This window comes from Dietzia sp. NPDC055343 (assembly GCF_053645265.1).
Genome location: NZ_JBSHMJ010000027.1, coordinates 12,024 through 29,617, shown reverse-complemented (window position 1 = coordinate 29,617; position 17,594 = coordinate 12,024). Strand labels below are relative to the sequence as shown.

Below are 17,594 nucleotides of genomic sequence, written 5' to 3'. Positions count from 1 at the left end.
CGCCATGGCACAGGGCAACCTCGACCTCTACTCCCAGTTCGTCACCTCGGCCCCCGGGTCGTTCATCGCCGGCAAGGTCGGTCTCCCGCAGCCCGAGCAGCTCCGCCGACACGAGGTGGGCCAGCCCGCGCTCCACGGCCCGGTCCTGATCGGCGGCGAGGGTCGGCTCGTCGAGCCCGTGCGCGAGATGCTGCAGGGCGACTACGAGATCGCCGGCGCGGACGCCGAGGGCAAGTTCGCCGGCCTGGTCTTCGACGCCACCGGCATCCGCTCCCCCGAGGAGCTCAAGGCCCTGTTCGAGTTCTTCAACCCGGTCGTGCGTCGCGTCGCCCCGAGCGGCCGCATCGTGGTGCTGGGCACCACTCCCGAGGAGACGGGCGCGGTCGACGAGCGCATCGCCCAGCGCGCCCTCGAGGGTTTCACCCGGTCGCTCGGCAAGGAGATGAAGCGCGGCGCCACCGTTCAGCTCGTGTACGTCTCCGCTGATGCCGACACCGGCGCCTCGGGACTGGAGTCCACCCTGCGCTTCATCCTGTCCGGCAAGTCGGCCTACGTCGACGGCCAGGTGTTCACCGTGGGTGCCGGCGCCGCGAGCGCCCCCGCCTCGTGGGACCGCCCGCTCGAGGGCAAGGTCGCCGTCGTCACCGGGGCGGCCCGGGGCATCGGCGCCGAGATCGCGGCCGTCCTGTCCCGCGACGGCGCGCACGTGATCTGCTGCGACATCCCGGCCGCCGGCGAGTCGCTCGCGGCCACCGCCAACAAGGTCGGCGGGACCTCCCTGCCGCTGGACGTCACGGCCGCCGACGCCGCCGAGGTGCTGGCCCAGCACGTCAAGGACCGCCACGACGGCACGGTCGACATCCTGGTCCACAACGCCGGCATCACCCGCGATAAGACCCTGGCCGGCATGGACGCCGCCCGCTGGGACTCGGTCATGTCCGTCAATCTGATCGCCCCCGAGCGCATCACCGCCGAGCTCGCCGAGAAGGGCGTGCTGGGCGAGGGCTCGCGCGTGGTGGGCGTGTCCTCGATGGCCGGTATCGCCGGTAACCGCGGCCAGACCAACTACGCCGCCTCCAAGGCCGGCGTGATCGGCTTCGTCGACGGCGCGTCCACCGAGCTCGCGTCCAAGAAGGTCACGGTCAACGCCGTGGCCCCGGGCTTCATCGAGACCCAGATGACCGCCGCGATCCCGTTCGCCACGCGCGAGGCCGGCCGCCGCATGAACTCGATGCAGCAGGGCGGTCTCCCCGTCGACGTGGCCGAGGCCATCGCCTACTTCGCCAGCCCGGCCTCGTCCGCGGTCACGGGCAACGTGATCCGCGTGTGCGGCCAGTCGCTGCTGGGCGCGTGATCTGACATGGAGTACAGGAAGCTCCCCGGGATCCCCAACCTGCTGTCGCAGTACGGCAAGGCCGCGCTCGGCTCGGTGCCCGTCGTGGGCGGAAGCCGTGACGCCACCTCGCTACCCGCCAAGGGCGTCGAGGTGTCGGGTGTGAAGGTCGACGTGGCCAACCTGGCCGCGTACACCCGCGTCTGCGGCCTGCGTCTGGGCGACGCCCTACCGCTGACGTACCCGTTCACGCTGTCGTTCCCGCTGACGATGCAGCTCATGCTGGACCCGGGTTTCCCGTTCCCGGCCATGGGCTCGGTGCACCTGATCAACGAGATCTCCTCCCGCCGCGCCCTGCGCGTCGGTGACGAGCTGTCCATCCGGTCGCACGCCGAGAACCTGCGCGAGCACCCGTCGGGGCTGCTGGTGGACGTGGTCACGGAGATCCGGACGGGCGACGACGACGAGCCCGCGTGGCTCCAGCGTTCCAGCATGCTGTCCAAGCGCCGGACGTCTCTGACCCCGGCCAAGGACGCGCCGCGTCCGCCGCGGCCCGAGCCGCCGACCGCCGAGGAGATCGGCGATCCCACGGTGGTCAAGTCCGTCACCGAGGCGCAGATCGCGGAGTACGCGTCCGTCTCGGGTGACCGCAACCCGATCCACGTCTCCGGTCTGGGCGCCAAGGCGTTCGGCTTCCCGAACGTGATCGCCCACGGCATGTGGACGGCGGCGACGCTGCTCGGATCGGTCGAGGGCGAGATCCCGGAGCGGGCCCGCTACTCGGTCGAGTTCGGCAAGCCCGTGGTCCTGCCGGCCAAGCTGGGCGTCTACGCCCGGCGTGCGGTGGCCGCAGGCGATCCGGCCTGGACGATCACCGCGCGCAATCCCCGCAAGCTGGGCACCGTGCACGCCACGGCGACGCTCGAGGAGCTCTAGCCTCACTCCACTCGCGGTTTCCACACTGAACCCCGGTCATCTGCTGGCTCATCCGGCAGGTGGCCGGGGTTTCTGTCGGTTGCCAAACGGGCATTGCACCCTGGTGCGCCATCGGCCAACCACGCCACGATCTGGCCCGACGACGAGGCCAAGAAACCCTTCCCCACCAGCCGGGACACCCACGCCGGTAACTTATATTCTGTAAAGTTACCCTTGCCGGAACGGTTAACTACCCCTTGACGGTACCCGTGGCGCACGCGGACACTCAGAGCATGGAGACCCCTCGCCTGGTCGAGCTCATCGACGCCCACAAACGCGCCTACGGCGTCGGCGAGTCCGAGCTAGCCCGCCGAATCGGGATCACCCGCCAGAATCTGCACCTATGGCGCACCCGCGGACTGCGCGGCCTGCCAGCCCGAACGACCCTCGACGGCATGGCTACCGAACTGCATCTTCCGTATATCCGGGTTCTCGAGGCGGCCTTGCGCGATGTCGGCTACCTCGACGACACCGACGGATTATCAGGCGTACCGGCATGACCGCCCCTTGGTGGCTGCGCCTATTTCACGGTTCTGCCAACTGATGCGGCGATTTCTCGGGCAGCCTGTTTGGCATAGGGCCCCACACCGGTGATCGTTGCCGCTCCGGGGCCGGTCCAGTCGCCGTAGCCGACCACATGGAGTCCCGGATGCTTTGGTCGACCGTGGTCGAGCAGTCGGCGTATCGGCCCGATCGCGGGGCGAAAACCCGTGCACCAGATCAGGTGCTCGGCGTCGATCTCATCCAGTGAGGTGAACATCGGTGTGGCCTGCAGCCGTCCGGTGTCGCGGGCGCGGCGCACCTCGGGCAGGACGACGATGTCTCCTAAGGCTGAGTCTGTCCCGGGGTCGGGCTCCCCGCGCTGCAGGGCAAGGGCACGTAGTCGGTTGCGGCGAAACAGTACTCGTCCATCGACCTCATCGGGCATCCAGCGTGGTGGCTGACGGGTGTACCAGGTCACCTTGGCGACGCTTGTGAGTTCTGCGGCGATCTGGGCGCCGGAGTTCGCGCCGCCCACGACCGCGACCGTGGTACTTCGAAAGGGAGTGGTACCGGGGTAGTTGGCGGAATGCCACTGCGTGCCGGCGAAGGTTCCTGGGTAGGAGGGAACAAAGGGGGCGGACCACGTCCCGGTGGCCGCGACCACGTTCTCGGTTGTCCACGACTTAGTTCCCGCCCGAACGTGGTAGATGCCGTCCTCGTACGTCACCTCATCGACCGCGACGCGGCGCTGGACCGGAATCCGGTAGCGCTGTTCGTAGGCAGCGAGATAGTCCACGACATGGGAGGCCGGTGGAAACCCGTCATAAGGGGGCATCGGCCAGCCCGGCAGGTTGGAGAACTCGGCGGTGGAGAACAGTCGCAGGGACGGCCATACGTGCAACCATGCCCCGCCGGGGTTGGGTTGATCATCTAGAACGAGGATGTCCACGCCTGCCCGCAGCAGGTAGTAGGCGGTGGCCAGGCCTGCTTGCCCGCCGCCGATGATGATTGCCTCGCGGTGATCTGCGGGGCGGGATGTGGCACAAATGGTGGTCAGCTCCTGTTCACGTTCGGGCACTTAGTGCTGCGGCCATGGTGAGCAGGACTGCCATGACGATCGCCATTGCGGGGTATCCCCCGACGAGGCTGGCCAATAGGGGTCCGGACACGGGCGCGAGTGCAGTGACGGCGGTCATCGGTGCGTTGAATAAGGCGTTGATGGCGCCGAAGTTTTGGGTGCCCCACCGGTCGGAGACGGCGGTGGCCTGAAGAAGGGTGTGGCAGCCGCGGGCCGCGCCCGTGCCGACGGCCAGAGCGATCAGTACCAAGGTCGGGCCGGGAGTTGTCGCCAGACCCCACAGGCCGAGTGCGCCGGCGCCGAGGATCACCAGGGTGCGGTGTTGGGGTGTGGTTCTTCGGGTCAGTGATGGGTAGCCGAGCCGGCCGATGACTTGTCCTGCGCCCACCAGTCCGAAGGCCAGTGCTGCGGTCGAGTAGTCGATTCCTCGTTCCAGCAACAGCGGGATGAGGTTGATCGTGACGGCGAACAGCGTGAACGTGGCTACCGTCATCACTACTTGCAGGGTGAGGAATTGGCGGGTTCTGGTGACTTGGCGGATCTCGGTTCGGGACTGCTGCACGGTCGGCTCGCTGGCGGTGTCTGACCAGGTGGAGTTGAGAAAGAAGGCGTGCAGGGGCACAGATACGACGGCGAGGATGCCGGCCATGATGAGGTAGCTGGTGCGCCAACCAAACTGCTCGATCAGGTAGGCAGTGAGCGGGGCAAAGACAGTGGAGGAGAGTCCGGCGACGAGTGTAAGCGTCATCAGGGGGCCGACTCGTCGCGGGCCGTACCAGCGAGTGATGACAGCGAAGGCGGGCGGGTAAAAGACAGCCGATTGGGCGAACCCTGCCACCAGCCAGGCCAGATAGAACAGGGGCAGGGTGGGCGACCACGCCACCAGTGCCAGCGCGGCCACCCCGATGACCGCTCCGAGGGTCATGACCGTGCGTGGACCGTGGGAATCCAGAACGGAGCCCACTTTCAGGCCCGCGATCGCCGAGACGAGCAGACCGGCTGACAGTGCCCCAGTGATGGCGGTGTCGCTCCAGCCGGTCTCCTGGGAGATCGGTGCGACTGCGGCGGGCAGGGAGTAGAACAGTAGGCCCCAACTGGTGGTCTGCGCGATACACAGCGCCGCGAGCCCGCCGCGGGGCCGGTCAGGCATATGCGGTTTCGCAGCTGCTGGGGACACCGGATCGAACGTAGTGTGTGGCCACTGGGTCGCGGTGGGTTACTTCTGAACCGTGGCCCACCAGGCGCGGACTCGCTCGTCGATGTCGTCGACGATCTGGTTAGCGACCTCGGGGCCCTGACCTGCGGGGTCTGCGAGGTCCCAGTCCAGATAGTTCTTGCCCGGATAGACGGGGCACGCATCGCCGCACCCCATGGTGATGACGTAGTCGGCAGCCCTGACCACGTCGTCCGTCAGCGGCTTCGGGAACGCCCCCGCCATGTCGATTCCGCGAGACTCCAGCGTCTCCACCACGTGGGGGTCGACCTCGCCAGCCGGCAGGGAGCCGGCTGACCGGACCTCGACGCCGCTACCGGCGTAGTGCTTGAGCAGGGCCGCGGCGATTTGGGATCGGCCAGCATTGTGAACACACACGAACAGCACTTGTGGGACGGTCGACTGGATCTTGCCCTGTGACAACGCCAGTGCACGGAGCCTGTCTGAGGCGAAATTTCGGGCGAGCGCCGCGAGATACCGCTTGATCGTCGCCGTGCGAGCCAGCGCGGTGTAGGACTCGAAGACGTACCGCTCTATGGTCTCGGCCGAGAACATGCCCTCGTACGTTCGAGCGAGGTCCTCGACCGTGCGCTGCAGGACGTGGACGTCCAATTCGGGTGCGTCGATAGTCATGGCAGATCCCTTTCAGCAGCAGGAAGAGGTGGAGGTGGTGGCGCCGAGCGAGATCAGTTGTGAGGTTGGCGGTGCATCGCACGAGCCACCGAGGTCGGTGGAGCAGACTCCGGTCTCGGGCAGGTCGAGGTGCACATCATCGGCGGCGGCCCGGTCACCGGCGAGTGCGGCGGCGATGGAACGGACCTGCTCATAGCCGGTGGCCATGAGGAACGTTGGTGCCCGGCCGTAGCTCTTCATCCCCACGATGTAGAAGCCGGTCTCGGGATGCGCCAGCAGGCTCTCGCCGTGCGGTGCCACGCTTCCGCAGGAGTGGAACTCCGGATCGATCAGCGGCCCGAGCTGATACGGAGCGTCCACGGCCGGGTCGAGAGCGAGCCGAAGCTCGGACAGGATGGACAGGTCGGGGCGGAATCCGGTGGCCGGGACGAGTAGGTCCACCTCGAGTCGAGTGGGACCCTGTGGGGTGCTGGCGTGCACGGTCAGATTGTCGGTCTTCGGGGTGAATTCGGTGATGGTGAAGGAGGTGTGGACTTCGATCACTCCGGACTCGACGGCTTCGCGCAGGCGGGTGCCGAGCGCTCCGCGGGCCGCCAGTTCATCGCGGTCCTCGCCTCCGTAGACGCTCGACACCTCGGGGGTGCGCACCGCCCAGCTGATCCGCGTTGCAGGGTCCTGCTTCGCGAGGTCAACGAGGTCGAGCAGGGTGTTGGCGGCCGAGTGTCCGGCCCCCACGACCAGGACGTGACGTCCGGCGAAACGGTCGCGCTCTGACCCGGTCACGGCCGGAAGCGGCGCGGTGATCAGGCCCTTGTCGATCGCCGCGTTCTCACCGGGTGCGGGTAGACCGGAGCGGCCGAGCGGATTGGGCTGGCCCCAGGTTCCGGAGGCGTCGATGACGCTGCGGGCCCGCACATCGGTCACGGCGCCATCAGCGGCCTGGACTCGGACCAGGAACGGGGTCTGCTCGCGGCCCGCCGAGCGGGTCTTGTCGATTCCTTCTCTGGAAACCGCCACCACGCGGGCGCCGGTGCGGATGACATCGTCGCCCAGGAGCTTGGCGAGCGGGGCCAGGTAGTGCTTGATCAGCTCGTGCCCCGTGGGCAGAGCGTCCGGGTCGGGCTCGGCCCAGCCGGTGGGTTCGAGCAGCCGGCGGGCGGCGGCGTCGATGTCGTACTGCCAGGGCGAGAACAGGCGAGTGTGCCCCCACTGCTCGATAGCGGCACCGATGGCGGCGCCAGCCTCGAGCACTAACGGCGTCAGACCCCGTTCCCGCAGGTGCGCGGCCGTGGCCAGCCCCACCGGCCCGGCGCCGATGACTACTACCGGAAGTTCGTTGAGTGTCGTGCTCACTGGGCGTTCTCCTTCGGTGCCAGTTCGGCGATCAGGTGGGTGATGCGCCGTTTGATGTCGTCGCGGATCGGGCGGACAGCGTCCTTGCCCTGACCGGCTGGATCGGCCAGTTCCCAGTCCTCGTACCGCTTTCCCGGGAAGACCGGGCAGGTGTCTCCGCAGCCCATCGTGATGACCACGTCGGCGGCCTTGACCGCGTCGGTGGTCAGCACCTTCGGTGTGGCGGTGGTGATGTCGATGCCTTCTTCTGCCATCACCTCCACCGCGACGGGATTGAGCTGCTCGGCTGGCTGCGAACCGGCGGAGAGGACCTCGATCCGGTCCCCCGCCAGATGCGAGAGGTAGCCGGCGGCCATCTGGGAACGCCCGGCATTGTGGACGCAGACGAACAACACGCATGGCTTGCCATTGGTGATCTCTGCGAGCAGATCGCGTACTCGGCGATCGATGTCGTCGCGGACCAACCGCATCCGCTCCATCCCCTCGATTCCGCGGGCGGAGGGCTCATCGGTATCCCACACCTCGATCGTGCCCGCCATCCCGTCGACCGGTTCGACCTGGGCTTCCTCCCCCAGAACGATCACGCGATCCACCCGCCGAAGCAGCTCGGAGTCGATGGCCGTGGGTGTCTGGTCGGACATGTCGGCGCCGAGCTCGGCGACCGCTTCCGCGGCTAGGGCGTTGACCGCGGAACCGGGCCGGGTGCCCGCGGAGTGGACCTCGATCGCCTCCCTGGCGTGCAGGCGCATGAGCGCGGCCGCCATCTGGGACTTGCCGCCGTTCTTGACGCATACGAACAAGACGCTGGGAGTGCTGGTCATGACCGGGCTCCTTCGGTGTTGCGGGCCGGGTTCGTGCGAGGTGGCGGGAGGGTTGGGTCTCCCGGGAACAGTTTCGGACCGGCCCAGAGCGCGACGTAGACGAGCCCGATCAGGACGGGGACCTCGATCAGCGGGCCGACCACACCCGCCAGTGCCTGGCCAGAGGCGATACCGAAGGTGCCGATCGACACCGCGATCGCGAGTTCGAAGTTGTTGCCCGAAGCGGTGAAGGCGACGCTGGTCGACTTGGCGTAGTTCAGCCCCACCGCCTTGGAGACGAACCAGCTGAAGAAGAACATCAGTACGAAGTACAGCAGTAGCGGCACGGCCATCCGGGCCACGTCCAACGGCTGCGAGGTGATCGCCTCCCCCTGCATCGCGAACAGCAACACGATGGTGAACAGCAACCCGTACAGCGCCCACGGGCCGATCCGGGGAAGGAAGGTCTCCTCGTACCACTGGCGTCCCTTCGCCCTCTCCCCCAACACACGGGTGAGGAAACCGGCCAACAGCGGTATTCCGAGGAAGACCAGCACGGAGATCACGATGGACCACACGGAGAACTCGGCCGTCGTGGTCTCCAACCCCAGCCAGGAGGGCAGCAGCTGGAGATAGAACCAGCCCAGGGCGCCGAACGCCACGACCTGGAACACCGAGTTAATCGCCACCAGCACCGCGGCAGCCTCCCGGTCCCCGCAGGCCAGGTCGTTCCAGATGAACACCATCGCGATGCACCGGGCGAGTCCCACGATGATCAACCCGGTACGGAACTCCGGCAGATCCGGCAGGAAGATCCACGCCAACGCGAACATGAATGCCGGCCCGAGGATCCAGTTCAGGATCAACGACAACGTGAGGAGTTTGCGGTCGCCGGTCACCCTGTGGGTCTCGTCGTAGCGCACCTTCGCCAGGACCGGATACATCATCACCAGCAGGCCGATCGCGATCGGCACCGAGATGCCGCCGATCTTCACCGAGTCCAATGCGGCATCCAGGCCTGGGACGAAGCGCCCGAGCAGCAGGCCGGCGGCCATGGCCACAAGGATCCATGCGGCCAAGTAGCGGTCGAGAAACGACATCTTCTTGGCGACCGGCGCAACAGCCCGGGCTGTGGTGGTGCTCATTGGCACGAAACTCCCTCACATCGATGAACGTCTATGCTGGAGGCTATGTCCACATATCGGCATGTGTCAATGTATTGTTCAAAGTGAGGTGATCGAGGAAATGACTTCAGCAAACGACGTACTTCTGACTCGGACGCAGAACGAGTGCTGCCCCCTGTCATCAGCTCCGATCACCGCCGAGACCGCAGATCAGGTGGCGCGCACGCTCAAAGCACTGGCGGACCCGACACGCCTGCGACTGCTGTCCCACATCGCCGCGCAAGGCTGCGAGTCGGTGTGCGCGTGCGACTTACTCGACGTGGTCGACATCAGCCAGCCCACGATCAGCCACCACCTCAAGAAACTCGTCGACGCAGGACTCTTGACCCGAGACCAGCGCGGCAAGTGGGCGCACTACTCAGTCGTGCACGAGACGTTCGTCGACCTACGCCGCTTCCTAGACTTGGCCTGAGGCCACCCGGAGCGGTAGCCGTTTCACCAGTAGGCAATCCGGCCGGAGTCGCTACGCGGACCACGCAGCTGCAGCCCGCGAAAGTGAGTCGCTGCCAGAATGCAGGTGGCTGGATGCCCACCCATCTATGGCACGTACACCACGGTCGGTAACCAGACGTTATGTAAAGTAGTACTTGTCGAGAGCGTCCACTACTACTTGACGACATACTCAGCGCAGGCGAATACTCGGGACTATGGAGACCTCTCGCCTGGTCGAGCTCATTGATGCTCACAAGCACACCTACGGCGTCAGTGAGGCCGAGCTGGCCCGCCGAATCGGGATCACCCGCCAGAATCTGTACTTGTGGCGCACCCGCGGTCTGCGCCATCGCCCGCAAGCCCGTGGCCGGACGTGGCGTCGGTGCGGCGACTTCTGTCGTTCCGAGCGCACGGGCAGAAGAGTTCATGTCCCCCATCATCCTCGGCGCCACCATATGGGCCACACGCGCGCGGGCCACATGCCGACCCGGACATCTCTCAATGACTTGCGGCTGGAAGTCGAGCGCCGGGTGAGCGAGGGTGCCCACCCGGCCAATGCTGTGTTCGCTCGAGAACGTGGTTCATCGCGTCATCGGGCCGAAATGGGCCAACCGTCAGCTGCAGCAGCAGCCACCCGTTCCACTCGCCACGGGCAAGGAGACACCGACCGTCTGATCTGCGGAGACTATCGCGTATCCGGCGTCGGCCACGGCTTGGGATACGGCCTGGGTAGTCGCGGTTCCGGTCGTTGTCATACTTCCTGCCTGCAAGTTGACTTCGACGCCGATCACGCCGGGCAATGCACCAACAGCGGCTTTCACGGACGAAACGCAATGCCCGCAGGTCATCCCCTGAACTTGGTATGTGGTGGCCGTCATCGTCTTAATCCTTTCGCCGAACGCCGTGGGGCGATCCCACACCAGAATCATATACCCCCGGTGGGTACATGATTCGAGTCGTCAGGTTTCTTCACGAGATCTTGACCTTGGCACCGAGGGAGCGAGGTGGGCGCCCCAGGACACGTTGCCCGAGGCTGGTCGATCGGGCTCGGAGAACCGCGGTTTTCGGACTGGCCCCTGAAAGCACCCTCTGCCGGTGCCCTACAGCGCCCATCATTTCCTGCTGCTCTGCGGAGCCGGCCCCGGTCACGGCTGACCGCCGAGCTGGAACGAGATTATCGATCGCGGTAATCCGTTAAGGTGACTCCCACCGCTCAGCGACCGGCCTCGATGTTCGACCGCGAGAAAGGGGAGAGACCGTCATGTCCTCAGGGATCGTGTCCGTGGCTCTGGTGGCGCTGTCTGTCGTTGCTCTCTTCTATGCACTCCACCGCGTGGCCAGCATTACCTCCGACCCGTTGACAGTCCTGCCGGCCCAATCCGGGTGGGCACCGCAGGAGCACGCCCTGTCGCGGTTCCACGCACGCTGGTACCTCGCCTCGATCGTGTTTCTGGCCTTCGACGTCGAGATGCTCTTTATGTACCCGTGGGCCGTGGTGGTGATCGAGAAGGGGCTCTCTGCGGTGGTGGAGATGTTCCTGTTCCTTGGTGCCCTGCTAGTCGCCGTGGCCTGGGCACGGCGAGAAGGCGCATTCCGATGGGCTTGAGCCCGTTTCTCGCCCGCCTCGCCGTCCAGGCCACCCGGGTGCTCGTCGTCGAGGCCCCGGGCCAGTGGGCGACTCGGATGGAGCTTGAGCAACAGCTACTCCGTCGCGGGTGGCGGATAGCCAGTAGTCCGGCTCAGGGGGACGTGCTCGTCGTGTGTGGTGCGCCGGGCCCTGAGCTGTCGGATCTGGCGAACCGCCTCTGGGAGCAGATGCCCGGCCCTCGGGTGCGCATCGGCATCGCCTCGCCCGGAGCGGTGGTTCCCGCCCTCGACAATGCCACTGCGCTCCTGCTCGACACTTCCCATCACCGGACCGACGCCCGCGAACGGGCGCAGGAGCCCTCGATGTCCGATCACGCGAACAACGCTGATGGCGAAGGGCACGAAGGGCACGTGGGTCACGAAGGACACGAGGAACACCAGGGCCACGGTGGACACTCGGACCACGAAGAGCACGCGGATCGCCAGTCGCACGAGGGCCACGAAGACCATGGCGGGCATGGTGGCCACGAGGGCCACGCAGACCACGGCGGGCACGAGGGCCATGAAGGCCACGGGGATATGGACATGGCTCCCGCCGGGATTCCCTTGGCCGAAGGCGGGGAGGACCGCGACGGCCTGGAGATGGATGTTCTCCATCTGCCGCTCGGTCCGGTATTGCCGTTCTGGCCGGCCGGGCTCGTGCTGCACTGCTCGCTACAGGGGGACGTTGTCGTCGACGCCACCGCCTCGGTGATCGACGCGACGGAGCACAGGGCCGGAGCACCCGGTCGGCCCACGGACCACGCGTCTGCCACGGTGACCCAATGTGATCAGGTCATGGCACTGCTGGCACTGGCCGGTGCCGAAGACCTGGCGGACTGCGCCCGCCGTGCCCGGGACGGGATTCTGACGGGCGATCCCGGTGCCGCCCGTGACGCCGTCGAGCGTCTGCACCGGAAGGTTCGCAGGTCGCGGCTGCTGCGCTGGTCATTGCGGGGCGTGCTGCCGCTCGGCCCGGCCGATCTGGAGCGCCACGGCTTGCCGGGGCACTGCCTCGGGGATGCCCACGACCGGTTGCTGGCCCAACTGGAACGGATCCGCGTCGAGGTCGGCGGCGCAACGCCGGACCGGGCGGATGGCGGCTCAGCGCAGGAATCTGCGGACAAACTAACTGTGCCGTGGGCGGTGGTGCCGGACCTGGTGACCGGTTTGGAGCTGGGCACTGTGCGCTTGGCGGTGGCGAGCCTTGATCTGGGCTCGCATCCTGCCGTCCGGGAGGTGGGGCATGTCTGAGACCGTGGTGACGACCGTGTCCGGTGGGTGGGCCGTGCTGGCCGGGGTGATCCTGTGTGGGCTGGCGTTGTTCGCGGTGGCGCTGGACGGGGTGCTCTCGTCGCCGGCGCGGGGCGGCGGTCGTGGCGGGCCCACTCCCCTGGCCCGTGCGGCCCGTCTGTTGCGGCAGCGTCGCCGCACGACGGTCGCCGCGGACACCCTGCTGTGGCGGATCGGCGGCGCGGGCATGCTGGTCGGGGCGTTCCTGATGATCGCCGTGATCCCGCTGGGCCGCTGGACACTGGCGGACCTCGACGTGGGAGTCGTGTGGTTCAACGCCGTCGACGTCATGGTGTGGGCCCTGGTCTGGCTGGCGGGGTGGGGCGCCAACTCCATCCACGGTCTGGTGGGCGGTTACCGCTTCCTCGCGCACGGGCTGGCCTATGAGCTGCCGCTGATGTTCGCATTGGTGGCCCCGGCGATCGCCGCCGGCAGTCTGGCGGTGGGCGACGTCGCGGCCGCGCAGGACGGCGTGTGGTTTGTGGTGTGGATGCCGGTGGCGTTCCTGGTCTTCCTGATCGGCGTGACCGGCTTCTCTGTATGGGGTCCATTCGCCCCGGCCCTGTCCGCGGACATCGTCGGCGGGGTGACGGCCGAACTCTCGGGGGTCGATCGGCTGGTCCTGCAGGCCGGGCGCTACCTGTTCCTCACCGCCGGGGCGGCGTTCTCGGTGCCGCTCTTCCTCGGCGGTGGTGCCGGGCCCGTCCTGCCCGACTGGGCGTGGGTGCTGGTCAAGACAGCGCTGGTGCTGACGGTTCTGGTGTGGGCGCGGCGCAAACTTCCGCTGCTGCGACCGGATCGGTTCATGGAGATCGGCTGGACTGTCTTGCTCCCGGCCGTCGTGGCCCAGGATCTGCTTGTGTCCCTCGTCGTGGTCTGGAAGGGCTGAGCCGTGCTGGTCGGGATCGTGTTCTGGGTACTCGCTGTGGTGGCGGTGACCGCGGGGGCGGCCGTGTTCGTGGTGGACTCGATGGCCCGGGCCACCTACGCGCTGGCGGCATCGTTCATCGCCGTGGGGGTGATGATTTTGCTGCTGGGTCAGAGCTACCTGGGCATCATCACGATTCTGATGATGGTCATGGAGATGGCGGTGATGGCGGTCTACATGGTGATGTTCATGGGCATGAACCCGGCGCTGATGCCGATGGACATGACCCACGGGAAGAAGACCGCGATCGGCACCTCGGTCGGGGTCTTTGTGCTGCTGGCCGCCGGGGCGCTGCTGATCCCGTGGCCCGAGCGACGTGGCGCCCCACCCGAGGACCTCACCAACGCGCTGGGCCTGGAGATCATGGGCGAAAAGATGTTGGTGATGGCCGTGGTGGGCGCGGTCATGGTGGCCACCATCGTGGCCGGGATCGTCCTGGCCGCCGGGCGCACCCGCTACGACCGGCTCGGCGACGATCTGCGGCGCCGCCCGGCCGACGACCCCCAGCCGGGAGGTGTGGGTCGATGACCCTGGAGGCCGTTCTGGTGGTGGCCGCCGCCCTGTTCGCCGTCGGGCTCTACGGGGCCCTGTCCCAGCAGGTGGTGGTGATGGTGATGATGGGCCTGGAGTTGATGATCAACGGGGTGCTCCTGGCCGCCGCGGGGTTCTGGTGGTTCCTGGCCCCGGGCCCCTCCGGGCAGGTGCTGCTGCTGGTGGTGCTGGCGGCCATGACCGTGGAGATGGCCATGGGCTTTGCCGTGGCGACGCTGTTGCACCGCAAGCGGCAGACCGACATGACCGACATGGCCGAGGATCTCTCCGGATGACCGCCGACCAGACCTTGCTGCTGACCCTGGTGGTGCTCCCGGCTGCCGTGGGTGCGGTGCTCGCGCTGACCCGGGCGGAGCGGGTTGCGGCCCCGATCGCGGTATCGACCGCTGCCGTGACCGCGCTGCTGGCGGCTGTCGTCGCCGTTGCGCGGCCTGCGGTGGCGTTCCCGTTCATCGCCGGCGTCGACGTGGCATTGGAGGTCGACGCCCTGGCGGCGCTGACCCTGCCGATGGTCGCAGTGGTGACCCTTTTGGTGCTGGTTTTTGCGGCCGGCAACATCCGGGCGGCCCGGCCCCGCTTCCACGGGCTGATGCTGCTCTTCGCCGCCGCGGCCCTGATCACGGCCTCGGCCGCCAGCCTGCCAGCGCTGCTGTTTGCCTGGGAGTTGATGGGCGCGACCTCGTACGCGTTGATCGGGTTCTGGTGGCGGGACACCGACCGCGTCTCGGCCGGGCTCACGGCCTTCCTCACCACCCGTACCGCCGACCTGGGTCTCTACCTGGCCGCCGGCGCTGCCTTGGCCGGCGGCGCCGGTATGGGCCTGTCCGAGTTGCCGGCGGCGGAGAGCCCGTGGCGGCACGTGGTGGCGGCCGGGATCCTGGTGGCGGCACTGGGCAAGGCCGCGCAGCTGCCGTTCTCGTTCTGGCTCTCCGGCGCGATGAAGGGCCCCAGTCCGGTCAGCGCACTGCTGCACTCGGCGGCGATGGTGGCAATGGGCGGTTACCTGCTGCTGCGCGTGGAGCCGCTGCTCGCCTCCACCGGGTGGGCGGGCCCGGCCGCCGCGTGGATCGGGCTACTGACCGCGGTGGCGATGGGGATCGTGGCGTTGGCCCAACGGGATCTCAAACAGTTGCTGGCGGCGTCCACTGTGGCGCAGATGGGATTTGTGGTGCTGGCCGCCGGAGTGGGCGCGGTGAGCGGAGGTGCCGCCCAACTGGTGGCTCATGCCTCCACCAAGGCACTGCTGTTCCTCGCTGCCGGGGCGTGGCTCACCGCGTTGGGCACCGAGAAGCTCACGGAACTGCGCGGGGCGGGCCGCCGATGGCCGGTGGTGGGCGTGACCGCGACCGTGGGAGCCCTGGCCCTGGCCGGGATCGCGCCGCTGTCCCTGTGGGCGACCAAAGACGCGGTGCTGGCTGGAGCCCTGGAGACCTCGGCCTGGCTCTACGCCACAGGACTGGTGGCGGCGGCCCTGTCGGCGGCCTACTCCGGCAAGGTCCTATGGACGATCTGGCACCGCGGGGCCCAGGCCCGGGTCGAGGAGCCCACCGCCGGGCGGGAGGTCGGCGCAACGCAAGAGCTCGGCACCGGGCAGGTGGGGGCGCTCGAGCAGGCCCCGCTGGTCGTGCTGGCCGCGGGGGCGGCCGCGGTGTCGGTGTTGGCGCTGCCCCCGCTCAGCGGCGCCCTCGCCCAGGCGATGGGCGGGCACGGCGAGGTGACGGCGCTCGAGCTCGTGGTCTCGGCCGCCATCGCCCTGGCCGTGGTGCTGCTGATGCGACGTCTACGCGCCCCGGAACTCGGGTGGGCCGAGCGGTGGCTGGGGCTGGAGGCTGCTGCGCACGTTGTCGTCGTCGTTCCCGTCATGCGGTTGGCGCACCTCCTGGCCCGGTTCGACGACGCGGTCCTGGACCGCGCCGTGACCTCCGTGGCCGGGGCCGTCCCGATGCTGGCACGGTCCGTGGCGCGGTTCGACGAAGAGGTCCTCGACGCCGGAGTCGGAGCAGCCGCACGGGCCGCCCATACGGCCGGGCAGGGCGCGGCCCGCCTCGATGACGCCGTGGTCGACGGCGCCGTCGAGGGCCTGGCCGGTTGGGTTCGCCGACTCGGGCACCTGGCCCGCACCCCGCAGACCGGGGCCGTCCACCAGTACCTCCTGCAGGCCGTCGCGGTGCTCACCGTGGCCGTGGTGGCCTGGACCGTCTACGCAGTGATGGGATGAGCATGCTCAGTCTGATCGTCTTTCTCCCCTTGGCCGCCGCCGCCGTCCTGGCCGCGGTGCCGGCGATCGGGCCGGCGGCCGCGCGATGGGCGTGGATCGCGGTGAGCGTGCTGGAAGTGCTGCTGGTTGCCGTGGTGTGGGCCGGCTACAAGGACCCGGGACCGAACGGGCTGGCGTTCGAGGAGCAGGTGCCGTGGATCCCGGGGGTGGGCAGCAGTTACCACGTGGGCATCGACGGGCTGTCCCTGCCGCTGGTGGCGATGACGGTCGTGGTGTTCTTGGCGTGCGCTGTGTGCTGCCTGCGGGATTCGGACCGGCCGCGCGTGCAGGCGGCGCTATTTTTGTTCCTGCAGAGCATGAGCCTCGGCGTGTTCGTTTCGGCCGACCTGATCCTGTTCTTCGTCTTTTTTGACCTGTCGATCGTGGGAATGTACTTCATCATCGCCGGGTGGGGCCACGGCAATGCGGCCCGGTCGGCGCTGAAGTTCTTCCTCTACACGTTCCTGGGGTCGCTGGCCCTGCTGCTGGGTTTCATCGGGCTGTATGTGTTCTCGGCGCCCCACACCTTTGACATCCCCGAGCTGGTCGCCGCACCCCCGCTGGCCGGTGAGCCGCTCGCCGGGGGGCTGGTGCTGGCGGCGATCCTGGTGGGCTTGGCCGTCAAGACCCCCACCGTGCCGTTCCACACCTGGCTTCCCCCGGCCCACACCGACGCCCCGGCCGCCGGCTCGGCCGTCCTGGCGGGGGTGTTGCTGAAGATGGGCGCGTACGGCTTCGTGCGGATCGCCATGCCGATGCTGCCCGAGGTCTGGCGGGCGTGGGCCTGGGTGATCGTGGCCGTGGGAATCGTCTCCGTGCTCTACGGCGCACTGGTGGCGCTTGCCCAGACCGACCTCAAGCGGATGATCGCCTACACCTCCGTCAACCACATGGGCTACATCGTCCTGGCCCTGGGTGCGGCCGGGCTGCTGGTGGAGGGTGCCGAGCAGGCCCGGTCCGTGGCGGTCACCGGCGCGATGGTGCAGATGGTCAGCCACGGACTGATCACCGCCGCCCTGTTCTTGCTGGCCGGGGTCATGCAGAGCCGGGCCGGGACCTACGACCTGGGTTCCTATGGCGGGCTGGCCGGCCCCGCCCCGCGGTACGCGGCGCTGTTCGCGATCGGCGCCTTTGCCTCCCTGGGCCTGCCCGGGTTCTCCGGGTTCATAGCCGAGTTCCAGATCTTCGCCGGCAGCGTGGCCGTGGCCCCGGTGACCGCAGTGGCGCTAGTGGGCATCGTGATCACCGCCGCCCTGTTCCTGCGGGCCCTGCAGCGGGTCTTCACCGGGCCCGCCGCCGGGCGCTCCCCCGGGTTCGCGGACCTGCGGGCGCACGAGCTGTGGTCGGCCGGCCCTCTGCTGGCGCTGTCCGTGCTGATCGGAGTGCTGCCGCTGGTGCTGCTCGGGGTGATCGAGCCGAGCTCGGCCGCCCTCGTGGAACTGGTGGGACGGTAA

Annotated in this window: 19 protein-coding genes and 1 pseudogene; 11 read left to right on the top strand and 9 right to left on the bottom strand. The window is 68.1% G+C overall.

The window, feature by feature from the left end; genetic code table 11:
• The first annotated feature begins 4 nt into the window (after positions 1 to 4).
• The 3 genes from ACWIE7_RS13325 (at position 5) to ACWIE7_RS13315 (ending at position 2,808) form a co-directional block, all read left to right on the top strand.
• The gene (locus ACWIE7_RS13325) at positions 5 to 1,354 is read left to right on the top strand and encodes a 3-oxoacyl-ACP reductase (RefSeq protein ID WP_454069456.1); all 1,350 of its coding nucleotides are present in this window, start codon (positions 5 to 7) and stop codon (positions 1,352 to 1,354) included.
• Between the two features lie 6 nt (positions 1,355 to 1,360).
• Positions 1,361 to 2,269 (top strand): MaoC family dehydratase, encoded by a 909-nt coding sequence (locus tag ACWIE7_RS13320; RefSeq protein ID WP_454069455.1) that lies wholly within the window; start codon positions 1,361 to 1,363, stop codon positions 2,267 to 2,269.
• Between the two features lie 272 nt (positions 2,270 to 2,541).
• Positions 2,542 to 2,808: a helix-turn-helix domain-containing protein gene (locus ACWIE7_RS13315; RefSeq protein ID WP_394277812.1), complete on the top strand. Its 267-nt coding sequence runs from the start codon at positions 2,542 to 2,544 to the stop codon at positions 2,806 to 2,808.
• Between the two features lie 20 nt (positions 2,809 to 2,828).
• Here the strand turns inward: ACWIE7_RS13315 and ACWIE7_RS13310 are convergent, their stop codons facing one another.
• The 7 genes and pseudogenes from ACWIE7_RS13310 to arsB all read right to left on the bottom strand — a co-directional run bounded on the left by ACWIE7_RS13310 (position 2,829) and on the right by arsB (position 9,013).
• The gene (locus ACWIE7_RS13310; RefSeq protein WP_454069471.1) at positions 2,829 to 3,839 is read right to left on the bottom strand and encodes an ArsO family NAD(P)H-dependent flavin-containing monooxygenase; all 1,011 of its coding nucleotides are present in this window, start codon (positions 3,837 to 3,839) and stop codon (positions 2,829 to 2,831) included.
• A 16-nt stretch (positions 3,840 to 3,855) separates the two neighbouring features.
• Positions 3,856 to 5,019 carry an MFS transporter gene (locus tag ACWIE7_RS13305; protein ID WP_454069454.1) on the bottom strand — a complete coding sequence of 388 codons (1,164 nt, stop codon included), beginning with the start codon at positions 5,017 to 5,019 and terminating at the stop codon, positions 3,856 to 3,858.
• 66 nt (positions 5,020 to 5,085) lie between these two features.
• Positions 5,086 to 5,715 (bottom strand): arsenate reductase ArsC, encoded by a 630-nt coding sequence (locus ACWIE7_RS13300; RefSeq protein WP_454069453.1) that lies wholly within the window; start codon positions 5,713 to 5,715, stop codon positions 5,086 to 5,088.
• A gap of 12 nt (positions 5,716 to 5,727) precedes the next feature.
• Positions 5,728 to 7,068, bottom strand: coding sequence for an FAD-dependent oxidoreductase (locus ACWIE7_RS13295; RefSeq protein ID WP_454069452.1), 1,341 nt, complete (start codon positions 7,066 to 7,068; stop codon positions 5,728 to 5,730).
• Positions 7,065 to 7,463, bottom strand: coding sequence for an arsenate reductase ArsC (locus ACWIE7_RS13290; RefSeq protein ID WP_454069470.1), 399 nt, complete (start codon positions 7,461 to 7,463; stop codon positions 7,065 to 7,067). The genes ACWIE7_RS13295 and ACWIE7_RS13290 overlap by 4 nt, the downstream gene beginning before the upstream one ends.
• A 39-nt stretch (positions 7,464 to 7,502) precedes the next feature.
• A pseudogene (locus ACWIE7_RS13285) lies at positions 7,503 to 7,889 on the bottom strand (arsenate-mycothiol transferase ArsC); the annotation flags it as partial.
• Entirely contained in the window at positions 7,886 to 9,013 is a 1,128-nt protein-coding gene (gene arsB / locus ACWIE7_RS13280) for an ACR3 family arsenite efflux transporter (protein WP_454069451.1), read from the bottom strand. The gene arsB and the pseudogene ACWIE7_RS13285, both read right to left, overlap by 4 nt.
• A gap of 100 nt (positions 9,014 to 9,113) precedes the next feature.
• Here arsB and ACWIE7_RS13275 point away from each other — a divergent pair, with 100 nt between their 5' ends.
• Positions 9,114 to 9,464 carry an ArsR/SmtB family transcription factor gene (locus ACWIE7_RS13275; protein ID WP_333618832.1) on the top strand — a complete coding sequence of 117 codons (351 nt, stop codon included), beginning with the start codon at positions 9,114 to 9,116 and terminating at the stop codon, positions 9,462 to 9,464.
• Positions 9,465 to 10,098: 634 nt separating this feature from the next.
• Here the strand turns inward: ACWIE7_RS13275 and ACWIE7_RS13270 are convergent.
• Positions 10,099 to 10,362 carry a heavy-metal-associated domain-containing protein gene (locus ACWIE7_RS13270; protein ID WP_264887540.1) on the bottom strand — a complete coding sequence of 88 codons (264 nt, stop codon included), beginning with the start codon at positions 10,360 to 10,362 and terminating at the stop codon, positions 10,099 to 10,101.
• Positions 10,363 to 10,745: 383 nt separating this feature from the next.
• On the opposite strand from ACWIE7_RS13270, the gene ACWIE7_RS13265 reads away from it, so the two are divergent.
• Complete coding sequence (locus ACWIE7_RS13265) at positions 10,746 to 11,090, top strand: NADH-quinone oxidoreductase subunit A (protein WP_007626392.1); 345 nt, start codon at positions 10,746 to 10,748, stop codon at positions 11,088 to 11,090.
• A gap of 95 nt (positions 11,091 to 11,185) precedes the next feature.
• Here the strand turns inward: ACWIE7_RS13265 and ACWIE7_RS13260 are convergent, their stop codons facing one another.
• A complete protein-coding gene (locus tag ACWIE7_RS13260) occupies positions 11,186 to 11,635 on the bottom strand; it encodes a hypothetical protein (RefSeq protein ID WP_454069450.1) in 450 nt (149 codons plus the stop codon).
• Between the two features lie 15 nt (positions 11,636 to 11,650).
• On the opposite strand from ACWIE7_RS13260, the gene ACWIE7_RS13255 reads away from it, so the two are divergent.
• The 6 genes from ACWIE7_RS13255 to ACWIE7_RS13230 are packed head-to-tail and all read left to right on the top strand — an operon-like array spanning position 11,651 to position 17,594.
• The gene (locus tag ACWIE7_RS13255; protein ID WP_007626389.1) at positions 11,651 to 12,364 is read left to right on the top strand and encodes a hypothetical protein; all 714 of its coding nucleotides are present in this window, start codon (positions 11,651 to 11,653) and stop codon (positions 12,362 to 12,364) included.
• Positions 12,357 to 13,292: a complex I subunit 1 family protein gene (locus ACWIE7_RS13250; protein WP_017836399.1), complete on the top strand. Its 936-nt coding sequence runs from the start codon at positions 12,357 to 12,359 to the stop codon at positions 13,290 to 13,292. The genes ACWIE7_RS13255 and ACWIE7_RS13250 overlap by 8 nt, the downstream gene beginning before the upstream one ends.
• A 3-nt stretch (positions 13,293 to 13,295) precedes the next feature.
• Positions 13,296 to 13,859 carry an NADH-quinone oxidoreductase subunit J gene (locus ACWIE7_RS13245; protein WP_017836398.1) on the top strand — a complete coding sequence of 188 codons (564 nt, stop codon included), beginning with the start codon at positions 13,296 to 13,298 and terminating at the stop codon, positions 13,857 to 13,859.
• Positions 13,856 to 14,158: an NADH-quinone oxidoreductase subunit NuoK gene (locus ACWIE7_RS13240; RefSeq protein ID WP_017836397.1), complete on the top strand. Its 303-nt coding sequence runs from the start codon at positions 13,856 to 13,858 to the stop codon at positions 14,156 to 14,158. Before ACWIE7_RS13245 ends, ACWIE7_RS13240 begins: the two co-directional genes overlap by 4 nt.
• Positions 14,155 to 16,101 carry an NADH-quinone oxidoreductase subunit 5 family protein gene (locus ACWIE7_RS13235; protein WP_017836396.1) on the top strand — a complete coding sequence of 649 codons (1,947 nt, stop codon included), beginning with the start codon at positions 14,155 to 14,157 and terminating at the stop codon, positions 16,099 to 16,101. Before ACWIE7_RS13240 ends, ACWIE7_RS13235 begins: the two co-directional genes overlap by 4 nt.
• Positions 16,102 to 16,103: 2 nt before the next feature.
• Positions 16,104 to 17,594 (top strand): complex I subunit 4 family protein, encoded by a 1,491-nt coding sequence (locus ACWIE7_RS13230; protein WP_454069469.1) that lies wholly within the window; start codon positions 16,104 to 16,106, stop codon positions 17,592 to 17,594.

Bases quoted from the DNA above. Each gene is read 5' to 3' on its own strand.
- ACWIE7_RS13275 (WP_333618832.1), top strand. From the start codon at position 9,114: ATGACTTCAGCAAACGACGTACTTCTGACTCGGACGCAGAACGAGTGC.
- ACWIE7_RS13230 (WP_454069469.1), top strand. From the start codon at position 16,104: ATGCTCAGTCTGATCGTCTTTCTCCCCTTGGCCGCCGCCGCCGTCCTG.
- ACWIE7_RS13235 (WP_017836396.1), top strand. From the start codon at position 14,155: ATGACCGCCGACCAGACCTTGCTGCTGACCCTGGTGGTGCTCCCGGCT.
- arsB (WP_454069451.1), bottom strand. From the start codon at position 9,013: ATGAGCACCACCACAGCCCGGGCTGTTGCGCCGGTCGCCAAGAAGATG.
- ACWIE7_RS13325 (WP_454069456.1), top strand. From the start codon at position 5: ATGGCACAGGGCAACCTCGACCTCTACTCCCAGTTCGTCACCTCGGCC.
- ACWIE7_RS13255 (WP_007626389.1), top strand. From the start codon at position 11,651: ATGGACATGGCTCCCGCCGGGATTCCCTTGGCCGAAGGCGGGGAGGAC.
- ACWIE7_RS13240 (WP_017836397.1), top strand. From the start codon at position 13,856: ATGACCCTGGAGGCCGTTCTGGTGGTGGCCGCCGCCCTGTTCGCCGTC.
- ACWIE7_RS13270 (WP_264887540.1), bottom strand. From the start codon at position 10,362: ATGACGGCCACCACATACCAAGTTCAGGGGATGACCTGCGGGCATTGC.
- ACWIE7_RS13300 (WP_454069453.1), bottom strand. From the start codon at position 5,715: ATGACTATCGACGCACCCGAATTGGACGTCCACGTCCTGCAGCGCACG.
- ACWIE7_RS13320 (WP_454069455.1), top strand. From the start codon at position 1,361: ATGGAGTACAGGAAGCTCCCCGGGATCCCCAACCTGCTGTCGCAGTAC.
- ACWIE7_RS13260 (WP_454069450.1), bottom strand. From the start codon at position 11,635: ATGGCCCTCGTGCCCGCCGTGGTCTGCGTGGCCCTCGTGGCCACCATG.
- ACWIE7_RS13265 (WP_007626392.1), top strand. From the start codon at position 10,746: ATGTCCTCAGGGATCGTGTCCGTGGCTCTGGTGGCGCTGTCTGTCGTT.
- ACWIE7_RS13315 (WP_394277812.1), top strand. From the start codon at position 2,542: ATGGAGACCCCTCGCCTGGTCGAGCTCATCGACGCCCACAAACGCGCC.
- ACWIE7_RS13305 (WP_454069454.1), bottom strand. From the start codon at position 5,019: ATGCCTGACCGGCCCCGCGGCGGGCTCGCGGCGCTGTGTATCGCGCAG.
- ACWIE7_RS13250 (WP_017836399.1), top strand. From the start codon at position 12,357: ATGTCTGAGACCGTGGTGACGACCGTGTCCGGTGGGTGGGCCGTGCTG.